A 16026-nucleotide genomic window follows, 5' to 3' on the forward strand; every position below is an offset into this window, starting at 1 on the left:
ACTATTGAGAAGACCCGGATTTCTCAAAGTTAAGATCCCAAATCACTCCATAGGCATCTTTAACCTTCGCAAATGTCGCTCCCCAGAAGGTATCCTGAAGCTCCATATAAACGGTGCCTTTTTCTTTCAAGCGCGCATAGAGCGACTCAATTTCTTCAGCGCTATCCAGTTCGAGGGCAAGAGAGATGTTATTACCTACAGTTACGTTTTGATTCAAAAAAGTATCCGATACCATGAAAAAGAGCTTATCTTTTTTGAATCGTGCGTGCATGATGTAATTGTCCATTTCTGGTGGTGTTTCGAAGTCTGCTTCTCCGAACGTTTGGAGATCGGTTATTTCGCCTTCGAAGATTTCTTCGTAGTATGCCAAAGCCTCTCGCGCTGTGCCTTCAAATGTGAAATAAGGAATCGGGTGGTGCTTCATAGTCTTCACTCTCCTTTAAATGAGGTCGCTTGTCTATCTAGATCTAGTATAACGTTATGACGAGAAATACTAAAGAACATTCGTTCGTCACGAAGTGTCACAATTCATCGAGGGTTTTTCGTAGGGCATATGAAAGAAAACTCACGCTCTTTTAGAGAAAGGAAGAGTGGCTTTTCAGAGCGAATTAGTAAAACAATAGGAGGTGCTCTATGTATCAGAAATTAATTGATCCAAGGGTCTCAGAAACAGATGGAGCAGGACATATTAATAATACAGTCATTCCAGTGTGGTTTGAATCTGGTCGAGATCCGATTTTTCGATTGTTTAATCCAGATTTAACCTTTCATGATTGGCACTGCGTCCTTCTAAAAATGAATGTGACATACATATCCCAACTCTATTACGGAACGCCGATAACTGTATACACTTGGATCAAGAGAATGGGGCGAACGAGTTTTGAGGTTTATGAGGAAATTCATCAGAAAGAAAAAGTTTGTGTAACAGGATCGGCCACGTATGTGAACTACCATTTTGATCAACAAAAAAGCATGCCAATACCAGATGACATACGAAATCAGCTTGAAGCACATCTTTACACAACTCAAAAAGCCACTAGCGAGTAACTTCGCTAGTGGCTTTTCATAAAAGTTAGATGTTGATTTTAACGTCAGCATCTTTCTTTAATTTCTCAACTAATTCTTGAGTTTTCTTCGATTTTTGTTCATCTTCTAGACCTTTTTTGATCTGAGGTTTCACATCTTCATAAGCTGGCATTTCTTCTGAAGTACCCTGTTCTTTTGCCTGATCATAATATTCTTTCATTTCTTCTTCAGTCACTTCATCCACTTCGATTTCCTGGTCGATGTAAGTTGTATATTGGATGTTCTTTGCAATTTCTTTTTCAAGATCTTCCATTGTCATGTCGCTTTGTTCAAGTGCTGCTTCGAACTTCTTCTCATCTTCATAGCCCTCTTTAATACCGGCAAGCTCTTCTTTGATCTTATCGTCGGAAGCTTCAATGCCTTCTTTCTGAGCGGCTTGGAGAATTAATTCCTGTCCAACCATGCTTTCAGCGACTTGTTTTTTCATTTGGTCTAGCTGATCTTTAGGCACTTCCTGGCCCATTTGTACGTACTCCATTTGGCTCTGGCTATAAAGGGCATTGAAATCTTCGCCTTTAATTTCTTCACCATTAACGGTTGCTACTACCTTATCTGCATCAACTTTATCAACTTCCGGTTGTTCCTGCTCTCCGGATTGTGCTTGTTCTTCTGTATTTGTATCTTCTTCTTTCTTGTCATTACTGCTTTCTTCATTTCCTCCACAGGCAGCTAATACAACAATTAGTAAACCTGTTATGAGTAAGTAAGTTAATTTACGCAATTCACATGCTCCTTTCAAAAGGCTGTGTCTATTGTTCCACAAAAAGATAGAGTTGAAAACCCCTAACAATAAGTATGGGATAAATACCACATTCTTATTACATTCTTTCGTGATTCAGGTGGAAGCACTAACTTCTAGGATGCCTAGCGCATAGAGTAATAAGAAGTTTATTACTAAGAGGTGAGACTCCATGATTAATGGGAAGCAGTATGTTGAGCGTATTGATGCGCTTAATAATGAAGTATGGATTGCAGGAGAGAAATGCACAGGCAAAATATCGGAGTTAGCACCATTTAAAGGAATAGTGAAAAGCAAAGCTGCTCTATACGAGTATCAGTGTAAGGAGAAAAACGAAGAGCTTTTTCGTTATGCGTTACCTCATTTAAAGGAAGCATATGGGTTTTCCTATCATCAACCAAAACGGATAAAAGATTTATCCAATCGTCGAAAAGCAACACAGGAGTGGGCAAGGTTGAATGCGGGGTTAATGGGGCGCTCGCCTGACTATATGAATACATTACTTATGACACTTGGTGTTGCGGCTCCACATTTTGCCGAGGACCGGGAAGCCTTTGGTGACAACATCAAAAGATTATATGAAAAAGCAAGAACAGAAGATCTATCCATAACGCATACATTTATTAATCCCCAGGTAAATCGGTCCATTGGTCAGTATTTTAATGACTCTACGATCACAGCTGCTAAGGTTGTAGAAGAAAAGAAGGAAGGCATTGTCATTCATGGTGCAAGATTGTTAGCGACACAGGGAGGATTGACGGATGAACTGCTCGTCTTGCCCGCAGGTGGGCATACGATAGATGATTCGTATATCTTTGGTTTTATGATTCCATCAAACACAAAAGGTCTCAAATTTCTATGTAGGGAATCATTTTGCTATAGTGATTCGAAGTTCGATCATCCATTAGGCTCACAATTTGAGGAAATTGACTCTATTGTTGTGTTTGATCAAGTGCTTGTACCGTGGGAATGTGTTTTTATATATAAGAACATCCAGACCGTTGCTGGAATGGAAGATGCGACTGGTATGTACACGTTTCTACAATTTCAATCAGTGTGCAGGCAGGTTGTGAAGTTAGAGTATATTCTTGGGCTTTGCGAATTAATGGGAGATGCCATTCAAATTCAAGAGTATGAGCATGTGAAGCAAAAAATGAGTGAAATTATCACAACTCTTGAGATTATGAAAGCTCTTTTACTAGCATCGGAGGTCAATAGTCACCTCAATCAATATGGAACGCTTGTACCTGATAGTCAGCCGTTGAAAGCTGCCAGTCAATACTTTCCAGCTGTTTACCCGAGGATAATTGAAATTATTCAGTTGCTCGGCGCAAGTGGATTAATTTCCATACCAACTGAAAAAGATTTCAATTCCGATATCCAAGAAGATTTAGCACAATATTTGCAAGGAGCGAATATTGAAGCGAAAGAGCGAGTTCAGTTGTTTCGAATGGCCTGGGATCTTGGTATGAGCGCCTTTGGTTCTCGTCAAACACAATTTGAAAGGTTTTTCTTTGGGGATCCCGTCCGTCTTGCAGCTGTTCATTACAACCGATATTATACTCAGCCATATGTCGATATGGTTGAGGCATTCTTAAATAAAGTAGGAGAATAAAGTCGCCGCTGTGCGGCTTTTAATTTGATTTGTAAGCGTTTTCTTTAATGCGGAAGGAGACGGGATTGTTATTAACGAATGATGTGAAGGGGGCACAATACATAGAGGAGTTGAAGATATGATAAAAGCATCTATTTCATTATCAAATCGCATCATGCAACGCTATTTACCCGATCCGTTTTTATTTGTAATCATCCTCACTTTCGTGGTATTTGCATTTGGACTTGTTTTTACTGGAAGTTCACCGGTTCAGATGGTGCAATACTTTGGAGAAGGGTTTTGGAGTTTACTAGCTTTTTCTATGCAAATGGTACTCGTTCTTGTAACAGGATATGTTCTTGCGAGTAGTCCTCTTTTCAAGAAAGGCCTTCGTTTTCTTGCGGCGAGAGCAAAAACACCTGGACAAGCCATTGTGTATGTCACACTCGTATCGTTACTAGCAAGCTGGATCAACTGGGGATTTGGTCTTGTGATCGGAGCATTATATGCGAAAGAGCTTGCTAAAAAAGTAGAAAAAGTAGATTACCGATTGCTGATTGCAAGTGCCTATAGTGGATTTCTTGTGTGGCATGGTGGGTTAGCTGGATCGATACCATTGACTATTGCAACACCTGATCATTTTACAGCCGATCTCATTGGAACCATATCAACGAAGGAAACGATCTTTTCCCTATTTAATATCGTGATTGTTGCGTCATTATTTATTCTGTTACCCCTTATTAATTACTTTATGTCTCCAACGGAAGAAGAGCGTGTCCAAATTGATCGCAATTTGCTAGAAGAAGGGAACCTTCATGCTGCAACTCTGGAGGGAGATTTAACACCTGCTGAGCGTCTCGAGAACAGTCGCGTCATCTCGATGATCATTTCATTTGTTGGGCTTGCTTATCTTGTTTATTATTTCGTAAACGCCGGATTTGAACTAAATTTAAATATCGTGAATTTTGGCTTTCTCTTCCTGGGAATTCTTTTTCATGGTACACCTCGTCAGTTTCTTGAATCTGTAGGTAATGCAGTTAAAGGAGCTAGCGGGATTATTATTCAATTTCCTTTTTATGCAGGAATAATGGGGATGATGGTGGCTTCTGGTCTTGCTGCTCAGCTTTCAGAAGGGTTTGTTTCCATCTCAAACGAATTTACCTTTCCATTCTTTGCTTTTTTAAGTGCGGGAATTGTGAATTTCTTTGTCCCTTCTGGTGGGGGACAATGGGCGGTTCAGGCACCTATTATGCTAGATGCAGCAAAGACGCTTGAGGTTTCCGTTCCTAAAACGGCAATGGCTGTCGCATGGGGAGACGCATGGACAAACATGATTCAACCGTTTTGGGCATTACCTGCTCTTGCGATTGCCGGATTAAAAGCAAAAGACATTATGGGATACTGCTTTATTGTTCTAATCGTAAGTGGAGTGGCGATTTCGCTAGGGCTTGTTTTCATAAGATAAGGGAGGGAATTTCCTCCCCTTTGCAATAGAGTAGTGGAAGGATTTAATTCGCACGATCTAGCTTTTGGTTTCGTATGATTCCATAGATTGCAGAAGAAGTGAAAAAGAGACAAAGTATAACAAAAGTAAGGGTGTAAACTAATTTGCTCTCACTATACATATCATAGGCAAACATCCCCATTGCCACAGCGCTAATGAATAAATTGATAAGGGTGAAAGGATGAAATTTTGGTTTATCCATTATTCTCCTCCTTTTCCTGTTAGTTTAACATAATTTCTCAAAATAATTAGGCGACAAAATAAAATCGACAGACATAATAAATTTCTATCAATCTAAGGACACGTAAAAGAATATTGTTTAGAGTTCGTCAAAGGTCGTTCATACTCCATTCACAAAAATGTGGTACCGTATGTGGTGAGAGGATGATTTCAGTATGAAGAAGGAATTCCAAGAACGAATAGAAGAATGGAAGAATTTTTTATTTATTTATAAATTTGCTCTGGATGAAATTAATACAAAGTTAACTATCTTAAATGATGAATTTCAATTTGTGCATCAACATAACCCTATTGAGCATGTAAAGTCTCGCATTAAGTCACCAGAAAGCATTATGGCGAAGCTTGAACGTAAAGGTCTTGAAATAACAACTGAAAATGTGAAAAAACATATAAACGATATTGCTGGAGTAAGGGTTACGTGTTCCTTTACAAATGATATTTATCGAATCTATGAAATGATTGAAAGTCAGGATGACATTCGCTTAATTGATGTAAAAGATTATGTTAAGAATCCAAAGCCGAATGGCTATAAAAGTTTGCATCTGATTGTTGAAATTCCGGTCTTTTTATCAAAGGGTCCTGAATTAGTAAGAGTTGAAATTCAACTGCGTACAATTGCAATGGATTTCTGGGCAAGCTTAGAGCACAAAATTTATTATAAATTTGAAGGTGAAATACCTGGAAATCTTAGTGATGAATTAAAAGAGGCAGCCGAGATTGTACATTATCTTGATGCCAAAATGATGAGAATTAAAAACGAAGTAAATGAATTTAAAGAGCATGAAAAAGAAGAGAAGCAAACAATAACTTAACTTAGGGGTGTTCATGTGAAGAAAATTCGCTGGGGAATCATCGGTTGTGGAAATGTAACAGAGAAGAAGAGCGGCCCGGGTTTTCAGAAAGCCAAGAATTCAGAGCTCGTTGCTGTTATGCGTCGTAACGCAACACTTGCTGAAGACTATGCTAGAAGACACAATGTTCCAAAGTGGTACACAAATGCAGAAGCACTCATTCATGATGAAGAAGTAGATGCGATTTATATCGCTACACCACCATCAACACATAAAGAATACGCCATTCTTGCAGCTAGAGCATCAAAGCCTGTTTATGTGGAAAAGCCAATGGCACTAAATACAGAGGAATGCGAGGAGATGATTAAGGCATGCGATGAGAACGACGTGCCACTGTTTGTTGCCTTCTATCGCCGTGCTATGCCTGCCTTACTGCAAGTGAAGGAAGTAATCGAGAGTGGAGCTCTTGGTAACATTCGATTTGTTACTACGGTGCACCATAAGAAAGCATCAGAACAAGAAAAGAACGGAAACTTGCCATGGCGCGTGCAGCCAGAAATTTCAGGCGGTGGTCACTTCTTTGACCTAGCAAGTCATACGTTAGATTTTCTTGATTATGTACTTGGGCCTATTGAAAGTGTAAATGGATTTGCAACGAATCAGGCGGAGTTGTATCAGGCTGAAGATATTGTCTCTGGTTCATACATCTTTGAATCAGGTGTTCACGGTACGGGGCAATGGTGTTTTAATTCTTATAAGAATGAAGATTGGAATGAGATTGTTGGTGATAAAGGGTCACTCCTCTATTCCACTCTCCAAGAGCGTCCAATGATTCTGAAAGATGAACAGGGCGAACGTGAAATCGAAGTCGTCTACCCTGAGCATGTTCAACAGCCTTTGATTCAGACGATCGTGAATGAGTTGAATGGAGAAAGTCATTCACCAAGTACTGGTAAGACAGCTTTACGAACAAGTAAAGTAATGGATCAGCTTGTGGCAAATTATTATCAGAAAAGCGGAAGCCTATAAAGTAGGCTTCTTTTTTAATTCGTTAAAAGTGGTCAAATGGATAAAATTCATAATATGATCATTTTCCATTTGACATTGATAATCATTATCAATAAAATGAGTATTAGAATAGTTTATCTGAATAAATCTAATTGCCACAACGATAAGCAGGTATATATAGAAAGGGTGCTTTAGATATGTATGAGATGATTCAGGATACAATTGTTTCGAGAAGAACGATTCGCAAATTTCATCCAGACGATATTCCTCTACATACAATTGTGGAGATACTTGAAGATGCCAAATGGGCTCCAAACCATAAATTTAGAGAACCATGGGAAGTAGTCCTATATAAAGGGGATGGGAAAGGTCAACTCATTGATCAAGTGCAGGAAAGCATTGTCCGTAATGAGTTGGATGAAGAGAAGAGCGAGAAGAAGAAGGAGAAAATCAATCAATTCATTAATGAAATCCCCATTCATTTAGTTGTTTATATGAAGTCCTCTGAATCAGCTAAAGAAAGACATGAAGATTTTGCAGCTACATGTGCGTTCATACAAAATGTCCAGCTTCTTTCCTGGTCAAAAGGACTTGGTGTCGTGTGGAAAACAAATGGATTTATTTTTGATCCGGTGTTTCGAGAAGGAATCGGGCTAGAAGCTGATGATGTTATTGTTGGTATGCTTCATATTGGAAAGCCCGCTGTTATTCCGAATCCTAAAGAGCGGAAATCCATTAAGAACAGCCTCACAATTTGCGACACGGCGCCCCAATCTAAAAAAGAACATTCCTCTTGTATGTAAAGAGGAATGTTCTTTTTTCTATGCTACTTTTTCTACTGGTACGTGTTCTTTTTTGCGTGCATTCCACAGTTGATAACCAAACCATCCAGCAGTTAAACATGTGATGCCTCCACCCATGAACATGGAAGTCGCATAAGGTAGCTGAAATCCTTCTGGTGCAAGAAAGAGATAGGTAGCTACGGTCATAGTCATGAAAAGTGCTGGAACGCTACAAATCCAATGGAATTTTTGTTTTTTAACTAGATACATGGCCGCTGTCCAAAGCATCACAGTGGCAACAAGCTGATTCGTGAATCCTACGTATCTCCAAAGGAAAGTGTAATCAATTTGGGTTAAAAGAAAAGTTGGTGTGGCAACAGCTGCCGTTAACAAAAGCGTTTTGCCTTTTCCATCTGCCACTTCTGACTTTCCTTTTTTAGTAAACAAATCAGCTAACATCATTCGAGACGATCGAAGTGATGTATCCCCCGTTGTGATCGGAAGTATGATGACGCCGACGATTGCTAAGATGCCTCCAAACGTTCCAAGTAAGGATGAACTGATTTCATTTACAACCCCAGACGGTCCTCCTGCTGCAAGGGCACCTTGAAGTCCACCTGTACTTCCAAAGAAAGTCATTCCGGCAGCCGCCCAGATAAGAGCAATGACTCCCTCTGCAATCATCGCTCCATAGAAAACCTTTTTTCCATCGCTTTCACGTTTCATTGTTCTTGCAATGATTGGGCTTTGAGTCGAATGGAATCCTGAAATCGCTCCACAAGATACTGTAATCATTAAGAGTGGCCATAATGGCAAATTATCTGGATGAAGATTGGCTAATGTTAAGTTTGGTACAGGATTGTCCATAAAGAACAAGCCGATTGCGATTGACACGGCCATCAGGATAAGAATGACGCCGAAAATCGGATAAATACGCCCGATAATTTTATTAACTGGAAGTATGGCTGCTAAAACGAAATAAGCAAAGATTAAGACTAAGCTCATTGTAAAATTAAGCGGTGTAACCTGCGCCATCAGCTGGGCAGGTCCAGCTGTAAAGGCAGCAGCTACTAGAATCATCAGAACGATCGAGATAATATTGATTGTTCCTTTTGCGCCCTTCCCAAGGTAACGACCTACGAGAGATGGATATTGTTCACCGTTATGTCTAAGCGACATCATACCGGAGAAATAATCATGAACAGCCCCTGCGAAGATGGAACCAATGACGATCCAAATAAACGCAACTGGTCCATAAAGAGCACCAAGAACGGCTCCAAAAATAGGACCTAGTCCAGCAATATTAAGTAGCTGAATCAAACTTCCTTTCCACCAGCTCATTGGCATAAAGTCCATGCCGTCTTGCTTTGTATATGCAGGCGTTTCACGATCATCGTCTATGCCGAAAATTCGTTCAACCACCTTAGAATAAACGTAATAGCCAACAATCAATAAACAAATGGCTCCGACAAATGTGATCATGTCTCCCGCCTCCTTTTCGATGTATGAAAATATAACATTCATTCTACTCACCACCGGGAGAAAAAACAATAGAATTATTCAGAAAAAATACATTTTTCTATTAATTCAAACGTTTTCACTAAAAATTGGTTCGTTTGACCTGGTGTTAACTAGTAAAAAGGATGTGAATAACACGAAAACATCATCTGAATATTCTTTCTTTTAGTGATATTGACAGATTAATATAGGTGAGGTGCGAATAACTTACAAAGATATAGGGTGAAAATACGAAAAAGTGGGTATATAGAGAAAGACGATACGTGTGATCGTCTTTCAATCCTTTGAGGAGGTTGTTTTTCGTGTCAGAACGTATTGCGTATTTTGATAATAGTAAAGCTATATTAATATTGTTAGTAGTGGGCGGACATATGCTGACTCCATTTATTGACGATTCACGTTTTTTGTATAGTCTCTACCACGTTATTTTTATTTTTCACATGCCTGCATTTATTTTCCTAGCTGGTTATTTCACTAGAAAGGCCTCTGGAACTAGGTATTTCTGGAAAATATTCACAACATTTTTATTGCCTTATGTGATTTTTCAAGTTGTTTATTCGATTTATTATACAAACCTTTATCAAAAGTCATTTGCAATCGAATTTCTAACGCCGCGATGGGCAATGTGGTTCCTTTTATGTATAGCCGCTTATAAACTGATTTCACCGCTTTTGCTTAAAATGAAAGCAAGCATTTTGCTTCCATTAAGTATTGGTGCAGGGCTCGCTGTGGGTTATTTTGATGTTGAGAGATTTTTATCATTAGATCGACTTTTTGTTTTCTTGCCTTTCTTCGTACTTGGGATGGTCATGGGATGTCGAAAAAAACCGATCAGATTTCCACATATGAAGTGGATAGCACCTGTTGTGCTCGGCGGACTGTTCCTACTGTTTTATTTATACAAAATAGAAGGACTTGCTGATCTACTTTACGGTACGTATGTTTATGAATCTAACACAGACTTGTTGATTCGACTAACTTATTATGTTGGTACAGCAATTGTGATGTTCTTGTTCTTTTCAATGATTCCAGAGGGACCCATTGTAGTTACACCACTCGGATCAAGAACGTTTGCGATTTACTTGTTCCATGGATTTGTTATTAAATGGTTCTTAGAACAGCAGTCGTCTGAAGTGATCGCCACGATATGGGGCGTACCTTTTATTTTAGTCTTTACTTTATTTATTTCCACTTTGTTCGCATTGCCTTTCTTTTCGAAACTATTGGCGTTCGACAGGTGGCTACCATCTCCTGACAAATTGACATCTGCACGAAGATAACAAAAAAACGGTACGTCACTATTCAGTGACGTACCGTTTTTATATGGGATGGTTGATTCTGATATGAGCTCCGTGGAAAGAATGGCAATTAGGCTTTCATTGTGTCACGCTCTTCAGGCAGAAGAAGAACGTCTTCTTTACACGGATAGGTTTTCTCAATATGTTGTTCTCCCCAGGCGCAAAGTGAATCCAGAATTTCTTTTAAAGACCATCCATAGTCCGTAAGAGAATATTCAACCTTAGGGGGGATTTGGTTATAGACCTTTCTTAGTATCACACCATCTGTCTCTAACTCACGTAGCTGTTGGGTCAGCATTTTCTGAGTAATGCCAGGCATTAACTTTTTAAGTCCACCTGTACGCTTTGTGCCTTCTATTAAATGACAGAGTATGACGACTTTCCACTTTCCTCCGATCACTTCCAGGGCAGCTTCGACAGGAATATTATATTTTTTCATCGTATATACTCCTTACAATAAATATATGTTTGAATTCTATACCCATATCCTATCACCTATAGCTTTGTTTAACCAGAAAAATGATGATACACCCGGCAGCCTTTTCAAAACCGATCAAATATCTACGCAACGTTTAAAATGAGTTACACTAGAGAAGAGTTAATCAAATCGTAATACTTTCTTCAGGAATCACTAATTTTTATTACTTATGATGAGGATATCCTATAAGAGGAAGGAACGATGTTGATGAGTAAGAAAGGATGGATTGGAAGTATCTTTCTTGTGTTTTTGATCGTGGTTGGATGGTGGATGGTTTCTCCTCTTTTTCTTGATGAAGTGGTTGATGAAGATCTCCCGCCAACGATTGAAGCAACGACTAATGCTGAAGAGACATCCAATGAAGAATCAACAGCTGTATCCCACTCAGGGATGTTCGTCGATGCCCATCATGCTTCAGGGAACGTTACATCATTTTACACCGCTTCGGAACAATGGGTTAGGTTTGAGAACTTCGAAGTGACGAATGGTCCTGACTTATATACTGTACTCGTAAAAGAAGGGCAGTCAACAGATGAAGGAACGATACTTGGGAAATTGAAAGGAAATGTTGGCAGTCAGAACTATCGCATTCCTGATTCGTCTTCACTTGAAGAAGGCGATCGGATTGTCGTTTGGTGCAAAGCATTTGAAGTTGACTTCGGCTTTGCGGAACTGCTTCTTAAGGAATAGAGGTGAAGTGCAATGGCAGAGAAAATCCTGCTCGTGGATGATGAAGAATCCATACTTGACGTTAGTAGGAGGTATTTGGAGAGAGAGGGGTATCACGTGATTACTGCAGCAGATGGAGAAGAGGCTATGAGTAGGTGGGAAAAAGAGAAGCCTGATCTCATTGTACTTGATTTGATGATGCCGTTAAAAGATGGAATGGAAACGGCGGAGGAGATTCGAGCGGTCGATGATGTTCCTATTATTATGCTGACAGCTTTAGGTCAGGAACGAGATCGTCTTTTAGGATTAACGATCGGCGCGGATGATTATTTAACTAAACCGTTTAGCCCAAGAGAGCTTGTTCTTAGAGTGCGAAATATATTGCGCCGGACGAAACGACAACATGTGGAGAAAGCCTCTTTCTTAACGTACGGTGAGCTTACAATTGATGAATCTCGAAGAAAAGTAACAGTCGATCGGAATGAAGTGGAATTGACTGTTAAGGAATTTGAACTTCTCTATTTGTTAGCCAGTCATCCTACGCGTGTCTTTCCTCGCTCACAATTGATTGAAGCGATATGGGGGTATGAATTCGACGGTGATGGCAATACGATAAATGTTCATATAAGACGTCTACGTGAAAAAATTGAAAAAGATTCAGCAGAGCCTAAATGGATTAAAACCGTATGGGGCATCGGGTATAAGTTTGAAGGAGAATCAACATGAAATTGCGAACGATGCTAATGCTTGCCAATGGGATATCGATTGCTTTTATCCTAGTCTTTCTCATTATTAGTTACGTAAGAATGGTCCTTTCACCTGAACTGATCCTCACCCTTACGTTCATTACGATTGGAGCTGGTTCTCTATCGATGTTGGCTCATTTTATATTCACATCGCAAATTTTGAAGTCAGTGAATCAGATGACGGAAGATACGAGCAGAATTGCTGAAGGAAAGTTCGATGTCAAGGTGGCAGAGCAAGGGCCAACAGAAATACAGGAGCTTGCACAGCATTTCAATGTGATGTCCGAGAAGCTAAATCTAATGTTTTCAGAAGTGAAGCGTTCTGAGCAATACAAAACAGAATTGATTGCGAACGTTTCCCATGATTTAAGGACACCTGTTTCTTCGATTCGATCTTTTGCTGAAGCACTTCAAGATGGCGTCGTTACAGATGAGAAAACAAAAAGACAGTATCTAGATACGATTGAAAGAGAAACAGAACGGCTTAGCCACTTGATTGAAGAGCTGTTGAATTTATCTCAACTAGAAAGTGGCACTTTACCATATGAACCTAGGTTCGTTCATCCTGACGTCGTTTTAGTTGAAACGCTACAGCAGTTCGATCGCAAGCTACAAGAGAGAGAGATTGAACTTGCAGTTGAAATTGATGAAGAGCTAGGTGTCATCCCTATGATGCCAGACCATATCAAACGCGTGCTTACGAACTTAATTCAAAATGCAATCGCGTTCTCAGATGATCATTCTACGATCCATATTACACTGAAAAAGGTTGAGACAGCTGCTCTCTTCTTTATAAGAGATGAAGGAAACGGAATTCCGAAAGAAGAACAAGAACGGATTTTTGATCGTTTTTACCGTGTAGAGAAATCGCGTAACACAAGGTACGGAGGTTCCGGACTGGGTCTAGCTATATCAAGACAATTGATTGAGCTTCATGGAGGGAAGATAGGCGTTGAAAGTAACGTAGGTCATGGCAGCGAATTTTGGTTTATGCTTCCACTTGAGAAGAAGGAGGAATAATGAATGAAGATAACGAGATGGTTTCTGTTAATTGGGATTGCGGCAGTGCTCGTATTTGCTATTCCAAAACTTTATGATGTGATTTTTAAACGTTCTTATGGAAGCGAGCCAGCACAAGCTGTACAGGATAATGAAGCGGTGGCGACTTTTGCAGGAGGATGTTTCTGGTGTATGGAGCCGCCGTTTGAGAAATTAGATGGCGTAAGAGAAGCGGTCTCAGGCTATACTGGCGGGAATACAGAAAATCCTTCTTATGAGGAGGTATCTTCTGGTGGAACCGGGCATGTGGAAGCTGTCCAAGTATATTATGACCCTTCCGTTGTGAGCTATGAAACATTGTTAGATGTATTTTGGAGACAAATCGATCCTACTGATGATGAAGGACAGTTTGTTGATAGGGGAGACCAATATTTATCTGGAATTTTCTATCATAATGAAGAGCAAAAGAAAGCTGCTATAGCGTCTAAGGAAGATATTCAAAGTTCAAACAGATTTAATAAACCTATTGTCACGCCTATCGAACAAGCAGAAACATTTTATGTAGCGGAAGAGTATCATCAAGATTATTACAAAGAAAATGAACTGCGGTATAAATATTATCGAAATAATTCAGGACGAGATCAGTTTCTTGAGAAAGCATGGGGAGATGATCTTGAGGTAGATGCACCAGAAGCGAAGACAAATCTCACGTATTCTGATGAAGAGCTAAAAGAGATGCTTACACCGATTCAATATAGTGTGACGCAAGAGGACGACACAGAGAAAGCTTTTGATAATGAGTATTGGGATAACAAAGAAGAAGGAATCTATGTCGATATCGTTTCAGGAGAACCTCTTTTTAGTTCAGCGGATAAATATAAATCAGGAACAGGATGGCCTAGCTTCACAAAGCCCCTTGTACCTGAGAATATTGTAGAGAAAGAGGATAAAAGTTGGTTTACGGTTAGGACGGAAGTAAGAAGTAAGAACGCTGACTCTCATTTAGGTCACGTTTTTGAAGATGGCCCTGAACCAACAGGTCTCCGCTATTGCTTAAACTCTGCAGCGCTTGATTTTATTCCAAAAGAAGAAATGAAAGAAAAGGGTTACGGAGAATATTTGGATGAATTTGAAGAAGGGGCAGAATCCTAATGGATTCTGCTTTTTTTGTTCATGATAGAAGAATAAGAGTAGTTGAATAAGATTTCTACATTGAATACATACACATAGGGGTATATAATACAGGTCATGTGAGGTGAATAAGAATGGAAAATAAAAAGGCAGATGGACGTGTGCAACAGTTATTAGCGAATGAGCGCACGTTTCTAGCATGGGTTCGAACATCTATTGCGATCATTGGTATTGGTTTTCTAACAGCAAGCTTACATTTTACTAGAGCTGCTGGAGAGAGAGCTGATGATCAGGTCGCCGTGTTCATTAGTTTCTCATCTTTATTTTTTGGATTATTAACGATCGCTGGAGGAGCGGTGCAGTTCTACCGAACGAAAAAACGCATTATGAAATTTGAGGTTCCTTCTTCTTCATGGATTGTTGTGTTTCTTCTTATAGTAGTGTTGTTAATGATTGCACTGATCGCCACGTATTTTATCATTCAAATCAATTGGCTTTCTTAAGACCAGGGTGTTGACATTTCATATAGGTGCGTTATAATACCCCTATAGGTATTAAAAACACAAACGAATTTGATTTACAGATAAATTTTTTTACTTTATTTTATACCCCTAAGGGTATAAAATGGGGAGGGAATGAAATGCAATACGATAAAGCAGTTATGAATCGATTGAAGCGGATTGAAGGACAAATTCGCGGTGTTATCCAGATGATGGAACAAGAGAAAAGCTGTGAAGACATTGTAAATCAGCTTTCTGCCACTCGTTCTGGTATCGATCGTTCGATTGGATTAATTGTAAGTTCAAATCTTGAACAGTGTCTTCACCAACAGATTGAACAGGGAGAATCTACTGATGATGTTGTGAAAGAAGCTGTTAATCTTTTAGTAAGAAGTCGATAATAAAAAAATTTAACACATTATATACCCCTAGGTGTATAAGAGGAGGAAATAGAATGAGTGAACAAAAGAAAACAACGATTGTCCTATTTAGTGGAGATTACGACAAAGCAATGGCTGCTTACATTATCGCGAATGGTGCCGCCGCATATGACCATGAGGTAACCATTTTCCATACATTCTGGGGATTAAACGCTCTTAGGAAAGATCAGCAAGTTGAAGTCAATAAAGGGTTCCTAGAGAAAATGTTTGGCAAAATGATGCCGCGCGGTGCTGATAAAATGGGTCTTTCAAAAATGAACTATGGTGGAATGGGAAAGAAGATGATTAAGAACGTCATTAAGAAGCACAATGTAACAGAACTTCCGCAGCTGATTGAGCTTGCGCAAGAACAGGAAGTGAAGCTCGTTGCTTGTACGATGACAATGGATCTTTTAGGTCTTCAAAAGGATGAGCTGCTAGAAGAAATCGAGTATGCAGGTGTTGCTGCATATCTAGGCGACGCTGAAGATGGTAACGTCAATCTCTTCATTTAAGGAGCGAAA

The 16026-nt window shown here is 39.5% G+C and carries 19 protein-coding genes; 14 read left to right on the top strand and 5 right to left on the bottom strand.

What is annotated here, in order from left to right:
• Position 1: 1 nt before the first annotated feature.
• The gene (locus tag Q4550_RS18785) at positions 2-424 is read right to left on the bottom strand and encodes a VOC family protein (RefSeq protein ID WP_303535221.1); all 423 of its coding nucleotides are present in this window, start codon (positions 422-424) and stop codon (positions 2-4) included.
• 209 nt (positions 425-633) lie between these two features.
• On the opposite strand from Q4550_RS18785, the gene Q4550_RS18790 reads away from it, so the two are divergent.
• Positions 634-1047, top strand: coding sequence for an acyl-CoA thioesterase (locus Q4550_RS18790; protein WP_303535222.1), 414 nt, complete (start codon positions 634-636; stop codon positions 1045-1047).
• A gap of 25 nt (positions 1048-1072) precedes the next feature.
• On the opposite strand, the gene Q4550_RS18795 is transcribed toward Q4550_RS18790, so the two are convergent.
• Positions 1073-1807 (bottom strand): SurA N-terminal domain-containing protein, encoded by a 735-nt coding sequence (locus tag Q4550_RS18795; RefSeq protein ID WP_303535223.1) that lies wholly within the window; start codon positions 1805-1807, stop codon positions 1073-1075.
• Between the two features lie 190 nt (positions 1808-1997).
• Here Q4550_RS18795 and hpaB point away from each other — a divergent pair, with 190 nt between their 5' ends.
• Both hpaB and Q4550_RS18805 read left to right on the top strand, forming a co-directional pair.
• Positions 1998-3440, top strand: a complete 1443-nt coding sequence (gene hpaB, locus Q4550_RS18800) for a 4-hydroxyphenylacetate 3-monooxygenase, oxygenase component (RefSeq protein ID WP_303535225.1) — start codon at positions 1998-2000, stop codon at positions 3438-3440.
• 121 nt (positions 3441-3561) lie between these two features.
• Positions 3562-4884, top strand: a complete 1323-nt coding sequence (locus Q4550_RS18805) for a short-chain fatty acid transporter (RefSeq protein WP_371018773.1) — start codon at positions 3562-3564, stop codon at positions 4882-4884.
• Between the two features lie 43 nt (positions 4885-4927).
• Here Q4550_RS18805 and Q4550_RS18810 read toward each other — a convergent pair whose 3' ends face one another.
• On the bottom strand, positions 4928-5125 hold the full coding sequence (locus Q4550_RS18810) for a hypothetical protein (protein WP_303535228.1): 198 nt from the start codon (positions 5123-5125) through the stop codon (positions 4928-4930).
• A 193-nt stretch (positions 5126-5318) separates the two neighbouring features.
• Here Q4550_RS18810 and Q4550_RS18815 point away from each other — a divergent pair, with 193 nt between their 5' ends.
• From Q4550_RS18815 to Q4550_RS18825, 3 genes are all read left to right on the top strand, one after another.
• Complete coding sequence (locus Q4550_RS18815; protein ID WP_283153636.1) at positions 5319-5975, top strand: GTP pyrophosphokinase; 657 nt, start codon at positions 5319-5321, stop codon at positions 5973-5975.
• A 15-nt stretch (positions 5976-5990) separates the two neighbouring features.
• The gene (locus tag Q4550_RS18820) at positions 5991-6983 is read left to right on the top strand and encodes a Gfo/Idh/MocA family protein (RefSeq protein WP_303535230.1); all 993 of its coding nucleotides are present in this window, start codon (positions 5991-5993) and stop codon (positions 6981-6983) included.
• A gap of 176 nt (positions 6984-7159) precedes the next feature.
• Positions 7160-7765: a nitroreductase family protein gene (locus Q4550_RS18825; RefSeq protein ID WP_303535231.1), complete on the top strand. Its 606-nt coding sequence runs from the start codon at positions 7160-7162 to the stop codon at positions 7763-7765.
• A gap of 18 nt (positions 7766-7783) precedes the next feature.
• Here the strand turns inward: Q4550_RS18825 and Q4550_RS18830 are convergent, their stop codons facing one another.
• The gene (locus tag Q4550_RS18830; protein WP_283153639.1) at positions 7784-9226 is read right to left on the bottom strand and encodes a carbon starvation CstA family protein; all 1443 of its coding nucleotides are present in this window, start codon (positions 9224-9226) and stop codon (positions 7784-7786) included.
• A 338-nt stretch (positions 9227-9564) separates the two neighbouring features.
• Here Q4550_RS18830 and Q4550_RS18835 point away from each other — a divergent pair, with 338 nt between their 5' ends.
• On the top strand, positions 9565-10542 hold the full coding sequence (locus Q4550_RS18835; protein WP_303535232.1) for an acyltransferase family protein: 978 nt from the start codon (positions 9565-9567) through the stop codon (positions 10540-10542).
• An 88-nt stretch (positions 10543-10630) separates the two neighbouring features.
• On the opposite strand, the gene Q4550_RS18840 is transcribed toward Q4550_RS18835, so the two are convergent.
• On the bottom strand, positions 10631-10999 hold the full coding sequence (locus tag Q4550_RS18840) for a winged helix-turn-helix transcriptional regulator (protein WP_283153641.1): 369 nt from the start codon (positions 10997-10999) through the stop codon (positions 10631-10633).
• A gap of 240 nt (positions 11000-11239) precedes the next feature.
• Here Q4550_RS18840 and Q4550_RS18845 point away from each other — a divergent pair, with 240 nt between their 5' ends.
• From Q4550_RS18845 to Q4550_RS18875, 7 genes are all read left to right on the top strand, one after another.
• The gene (locus Q4550_RS18845; protein ID WP_303535233.1) at positions 11240-11728 is read left to right on the top strand and encodes a DM13 domain-containing protein; all 489 of its coding nucleotides are present in this window, start codon (positions 11240-11242) and stop codon (positions 11726-11728) included.
• A 12-nt stretch (positions 11729-11740) separates the two neighbouring features.
• Positions 11741-12433 carry a response regulator transcription factor gene (locus tag Q4550_RS18850; protein ID WP_303535235.1) on the top strand — a complete coding sequence of 231 codons (693 nt, stop codon included), beginning with the start codon at positions 11741-11743 and terminating at the stop codon, positions 12431-12433.
• Complete coding sequence (locus tag Q4550_RS18855; RefSeq protein ID WP_194218827.1) at positions 12430-13473, top strand: sensor histidine kinase; 1044 nt, start codon at positions 12430-12432, stop codon at positions 13471-13473. Before Q4550_RS18850 ends, Q4550_RS18855 begins: the two co-directional genes overlap by 4 nt.
• A gap of 3 nt (positions 13474-13476) precedes the next feature.
• Positions 13477-14604, top strand: a complete 1128-nt coding sequence (gene msrB, locus Q4550_RS18860) for a peptide-methionine (R)-S-oxide reductase MsrB (protein ID WP_303535236.1) — start codon at positions 13477-13479, stop codon at positions 14602-14604.
• A gap of 113 nt (positions 14605-14717) precedes the next feature.
• The gene (locus Q4550_RS18865; RefSeq protein WP_226615201.1) at positions 14718-15086 is read left to right on the top strand and encodes a YidH family protein; all 369 of its coding nucleotides are present in this window, start codon (positions 14718-14720) and stop codon (positions 15084-15086) included.
• A 137-nt stretch (positions 15087-15223) separates the two neighbouring features.
• The gene (locus Q4550_RS18870) at positions 15224-15484 is read left to right on the top strand and encodes a metal-sensitive transcriptional regulator (RefSeq protein WP_194218830.1); all 261 of its coding nucleotides are present in this window, start codon (positions 15224-15226) and stop codon (positions 15482-15484) included.
• 53 nt (positions 15485-15537) lie between these two features.
• Positions 15538-16017, top strand: a complete 480-nt coding sequence (locus tag Q4550_RS18875; RefSeq protein WP_194218831.1) for a DsrE/DsrF/DrsH-like family protein — start codon at positions 15538-15540, stop codon at positions 16015-16017.
• Positions 16018-16026: the final 9 nt, after the last annotated feature.

It is taken from the genome of Anaerobacillus sp. 1_MG-2023 (genome assembly GCF_030547345.1).
GTDB classification, from domain to species: domain Bacteria; phylum Bacillota; class Bacilli; order Bacillales; family Guptibacillaceae; genus Guptibacillus; species Guptibacillus hwajinpoensis_B.

Bases quoted from the DNA above. Each gene is read 5' to 3' on its own strand.
- Q4550_RS18785 (WP_303535221.1), bottom strand. From the start codon at position 424: ATGAAGCACCACCCGATTCCTTATTTCACATTTGAAGGCACAGCGCGA.
- Q4550_RS18790 (WP_303535222.1), top strand. From the start codon at position 634: ATGTATCAGAAATTAATTGATCCAAGGGTCTCAGAAACAGATGGAGCA.
- hpaB (WP_303535225.1), top strand. From the start codon at position 1,998: ATGATTAATGGGAAGCAGTATGTTGAGCGTATTGATGCGCTTAATAAT.
- Q4550_RS18810 (WP_303535228.1), bottom strand. From the start codon at position 5,125: ATGGATAAACCAAAATTTCATCCTTTCACCCTTATCAATTTATTCATT.
- Q4550_RS18815 (WP_283153636.1), top strand. From the start codon at position 5,319: ATGAAGAAGGAATTCCAAGAACGAATAGAAGAATGGAAGAATTTTTTA.
- Q4550_RS18825 (WP_303535231.1), top strand. From the start codon at position 7,160: ATGTATGAGATGATTCAGGATACAATTGTTTCGAGAAGAACGATTCGC.
- Q4550_RS18830 (WP_283153639.1), bottom strand. From the start codon at position 9,226: ATGATCACATTTGTCGGAGCCATTTGTTTATTGATTGTTGGCTATTAC.
- Q4550_RS18840 (WP_283153641.1), bottom strand. From the start codon at position 10,999: ATGAAAAAATATAATATTCCTGTCGAAGCTGCCCTGGAAGTGATCGGA.
- Q4550_RS18845 (WP_303535233.1), top strand. From the start codon at position 11,240: ATGTTGATGAGTAAGAAAGGATGGATTGGAAGTATCTTTCTTGTGTTT.
- Q4550_RS18850 (WP_303535235.1), top strand. From the start codon at position 11,741: ATGGCAGAGAAAATCCTGCTCGTGGATGATGAAGAATCCATACTTGAC.
- Q4550_RS18855 (WP_194218827.1), top strand. From the start codon at position 12,430: ATGAAATTGCGAACGATGCTAATGCTTGCCAATGGGATATCGATTGCT.
- msrB (WP_303535236.1), top strand. From the start codon at position 13,477: ATGAAGATAACGAGATGGTTTCTGTTAATTGGGATTGCGGCAGTGCTC.
- Q4550_RS18865 (WP_226615201.1), top strand. From the start codon at position 14,718: ATGGAAAATAAAAAGGCAGATGGACGTGTGCAACAGTTATTAGCGAAT.
- Q4550_RS18870 (WP_194218830.1), top strand. From the start codon at position 15,224: ATGCAATACGATAAAGCAGTTATGAATCGATTGAAGCGGATTGAAGGA.
- Q4550_RS18875 (WP_194218831.1), top strand. From the start codon at position 15,538: ATGAGTGAACAAAAGAAAACAACGATTGTCCTATTTAGTGGAGATTAC.